General features: G+C 56.9%; 1 protein-coding gene and 2 pseudogenes. 2 read left to right on the forward strand and 1 reads right to left on the reverse strand.

Features of this window, described 5'->3' with window-relative positions:
- Positions 1-799: 799 nt before the first annotated feature.
- Together istA and istB are read left to right on the forward strand one after the other, a co-directional pair.
- Positions 800-1,936, forward strand: a pseudogene (gene istA, locus AC56LW_RS23940) (IS21 family transposase); the annotation flags it as partial.
- Positions 1,937-1,944: 8 nt separating this feature from the next.
- Positions 1,945-2,739: pseudogene (gene istB / locus AC56LW_RS23945) on the forward strand (IS21-like element helper ATPase IstB).
- A gap of 26 nt (positions 2,740-2,765) precedes the next feature.
- Here istB and AC56LW_RS23950 read toward each other — a convergent pair.
- On the reverse strand, positions 2,766-3,227 hold the full coding sequence (locus tag AC56LW_RS23950; protein ID WP_499638340.1) for an SMI1/KNR4 family protein: 462 nt from the start codon (positions 3,225-3,227) through the stop codon (positions 2,766-2,768).
- Positions 3,228-4,322 lie beyond the last annotated feature (1,095 nt).

Consider the following 4,322-nt stretch of genomic DNA (forward strand, 5'->3'; position numbering starts at 1 on the left):
GGATCAAACTCTTCAGTTCAATCTCTGTTTGTTGGCATTTCTGCCACCCTACCTTACGGCAGGGGTCGCTCACTCAAAATACTGACCGTTACTCATTGCTGAGCAACGTATTTCTTTCTTGTGAACATTTGATAATTTAAGTAATCAAGAACCGAAGTTCTTGGCACCTTCATCAAACGCCCACACTTATCGACTGTTAATTTTTAAAGAACTTTATTCGGTGCTGCTTCCTCTGCCGTATTCTTCGAAGCGTTGTGTTCGTCGCAGCAGGAGGAAAGAGAGTATGCGATGTTTCATGATGATTGTCAACGGCTTTTTTACGATATCGCAGAGCCTGCTATCGACGTTGGTTGGAGGAAATCGAACGCGACAGTACCAAACGCTGCGCCGCGAAACGGTATGAGCAACTGCTCACCATCATCGGCGCAGAGAGAGTCCACCCTACCATTCGGCAAGCTTGCAGCCCAGCTGCCCTATTCGAGGATTGGCGCAGCGGTCGGCTAGCCTGGTCTGGTCTACTGGGTGCGGCGGTGACTCTGCCTCAACAAGAAAGCGATCGATTAAGGTCAACACGGATAGAACCAGCTTTCCAAAACAGCGTCTGAGCCTACTCAGCGTTGTATGCGTCGCGCACGCCTACGACGAACAACGGCAAAAAACTGACGCCGGCGGGCAGTCAGGCAGCCGCTGCTCGGCTCGTAGTGACCATCTCAGACCGGAAGATCGCCCGGTCGAAGACCATGGGCCGCAAGAAGATCGCCCAGGTTCGCGAGTCGACAACGTAGCCGAGGTGCCGCTGCGCCTGGAGTTCAAGCCGGGCGAGGCGGTGCAAGTCGACTTCGGCGCTGGTCCGCCCATCACCGATGTGCATACAGGCGAAATCTTCAAGACCTGGTTCTTCGTGATGACGCTGGCGTGGTCGCGCCACCAGTACGCCGAATTCGTGCGCGACCAGACCGTCGCCACCTGGGTCGGCTTCCATCGCCGTGCGTTCGAGTGGTTCGGCGGCGCGCCCGTTCGCGTGACGATCGACAACGCCAGGTGCGCGATCACGCGGAACTGCGTGTACGAGCCGGAAGTACAGCGCTCTCATGGCGAGTGCGCGGAGGGCTATGAATTCAAGATCGATGCGTGTCCGTCCAGGGATCCGCAAAAGAAGGGCATCGTGGAAGCGGGCGTCAAATACATCAAGGGCGGCTTCCTGCCACTGCGTGAATTCCGCGACCTGGCAGACGCCAATCGGCAACTGCACAAATGGGTGCTGGGACAGGCCGGCAATCGCATCCACGGCACGACCCGCGAAGCGCCCCTCAAGCGCTTCGCCGCCGTGGAAAAGAGTCTGCTCAAGCCCTTGCCCGACGTGCCGCCCCAACTGGCCACGTGGCTCAAGGTCAAGGTCCATCGCGATACCCATGTGCAGTTCGAGTACAACTACTACTCCGCGCCGTTCCGCCTGGTCGGCCGGGCACTCTGGCTCAAGGCGAGCGACACCGTGGTGACGATGTACCTCGAACACGAGCCGGTTTCCACCCACGTACGGCTCAAGCACCGGGGCGAGCGCAAGACCGTGCCCGACCATATGCCGCCTGAGGCACAGGCATGGCTCCTGAAGGACACCAAATGGTGCATGGTGGAGGCCGAACGAGTGCGCCCGGCATGCGCGGCCATGGTTCGCGCCATGTTCGGCGACAAGGTACTGATCCGCATGCGCGCCGTGCCGGGCGTGCTGGGGCTGCAGAAGAAATACGGCGCCGTCAGGTTGGAGGCGGCCTGTTCGCGTGGCAACCACTACGGCACGCCCGGTCTCAACGTCGTCAAACGCATCCTCGAGAAAGGACTCGACCAGCAAGACTTGCTGGCGGCGTTCGACGCCCTGGCCAGCACCTACACCGAGGGCGGTCGCTTCTACCGCGCCACCAACACCCTCCTTCAATGAGAACGACCATGCACTCAATTCCAGAACTGACTTCCCTGCTCAAACAATTGCGCCTGTCCGGCATCCTGGACTCGCTGGAAGCACGCAACCGCGAAGCTATCGACCGCAAACTGGCCTTTACCGAGTTTCTGAGCCTGCTAATTCATGACGACGTCGCCCGCCGCGACCAGAAGAAGCTGGCGCAGCGCATGCGCGGCGCGAACTTCCGCAACCAGAAAACGCTCGACGGGTTCGACTTCAACCGATTGCCCGGAGTGAACCGCGCCGCCGTCCATGACTTGGCAACCTGCCGATTCATCGACGAGAAGGTGGCCATGCTCATCGCCGGCCCCTGTGGAACGGGCAAGAGCCATCTGGCGCAGTTCCTGGGGCACGCAGCCGCGCGCCAGGGCTATGACGTGCTGTTCATCACCCAGACCCAGCTCATGGCAAGCTTGCGCACCGCGCCGGCCATGGGCACGTACGAACGGCGCCTGCAGTACCTCAGCAAGGTGTCGCTGCTCATCATCGATGACTTTGGGCTGAAACCGCTCCGACCGCCCGAGGACGAGGATTTCCACGACCTGATTGCTGAGCGCTACGAGAGAACGGCCACGATCCTGACGTCGAACTTGCACTTCGACGAGTGAGGCGCCGCCTTCACGGCTAACAAGATGATTGGCGCGGCCACCTTAGACCGCTTACGCCATGGCGCATACAAACTAGTGCTTGATGGAGAGAGCTATCGTGCCATGCCGCCTGAGTCGGAAGGGTCCAAACCACCACTAGCAAAGAGGAGGAAGGCCGCGATAAATGAGGTCTGACTAATCGCACGAACGCCGCGCATCCATCAGATCATATCGGGATCGAAACTGAGTTCATCAATAAAAACTTCAAAGGAAGGCGCGACCTCAATTAACCGCATTCCTTCATCGTGTAGGCATAGCTTTACACTTGGAGGATTATTTGACAGGTCGATAAAAAATTGGTCGCCACCGCCAGTGTTGGCGAATGGAACAGCATGATCGCCCAAAATCGGGCGCCAATGTGTCATTGCATACCATATGCTTTCCGTTCCTTTGTCACTCGCGATGAGATGGTAAAAGCAATTGACTGCATAATGTCCATCCGGGCCGCCAACGGCGTCGAATTCAGGATGACCTCCGTTCGAAGCTTGCAAAAGAAAAGACAATCCGGGCGGCAGCGACACTCCAAAAGCTTGTTCAAATTCCACAATGTCTTCTCTTGAGGGTGCTGGGCGCTCCACGGCCTTTTCCCCCTCATTTATGTTCAGTTCAGCCAGGTTTCTCATAATTTTTTTCGGTCGCGATTTTTTGGAAAGAGAACCGGGTGACTGCTCCTAGGCCGGTTGCTGTCGATTGTACTCGACCGCAGGCGCCTACCCATCGACGGCGTCCTCCCACAACGGACGGCCTCGGCAGAGCCTTACGGTCTCCGGATAGAAGGCCAAGTACAGCATTTGGGTCGACAATAAATAGTCTAAAAACCCCATTTACATCGGAAAACCTCGTTGCCAGGCCACTCGAAATCGAGCATTCTTGCAACCTCAGTTTGAGCCCCTGAAATCAGTGGTCAAAGTGGTGCCATTACGCCGAAAATCGGTGGCGTCTTACTGCCGGAAATTGACAACGGGTGCGGGCCCGTCCTCAACCGGTTGGGTGCGGTCAATAATATGCGCCGCCGTAAGCATATCCGTGGCCGCTCTGACGTTGCCTCGATGGGTATTCACAATCAGGCCAACCCAGATTTCAATGACGCCGCGTCCACGGCTTCTGCCACATCACACGTGAGCGCGCGCACGCGCTTCGCCCTTATACCGGCCGTCCACGAAAACCTGGATTTCTCGACGCAGGGGTGCAGACTCGTACCATCGGTGCGTCGATCGGATCCTCGAGCTGGGCGTTAGCATTGCGGCTGCCTGCTTGACGGCATAACGGCATAGTACTGCTGGCAAGTGGGCCCGACGGTCAAGGCACTGAAAGAAGCAAGGGCGAGCTGATTTGAAGGCACCGCGATCTCGGTACAGAGCAAGCAATCTTATTGGCTACCTCGGTAGCCGGGAATTATCGTGTGAGAGCGATGATGGCGAGATGGACTTTGCACCAATGTAGGCAATCGTCGGTACCATGCTTCCTGGTATTCATTCTTCTGATGCGTAACGTCTTGAATGAGCGCCGGCACAAGTGGAGTTGGTCTGATCATACATATGCTGAGTTCCGTCGAAGTGAGCAGTTAGCCATGGATCATTCAGGCATTTGAGTTTCCGCGCTCCAAAGCGAAAAGCCCCACTCAGATCACTGAGTGGGGCTTTTCTATATAACTAGCCTGACGATAACCTACTTTCACACTGGTTGCAGCACTATCATCGGCGCAAAGTCGTTTCACG

Source organism: Telluria sp. LT2P80, from assembly GCF_059685955.1.

Coding starts and splice junctions, on each gene's coding strand:
- AC56LW_RS23950 (WP_499638340.1), bottom strand. CDS start 3,227: ATGAGAAACCTGGCTGAACTGAACATAAATGAGGGGGAAAAGGCCGTG.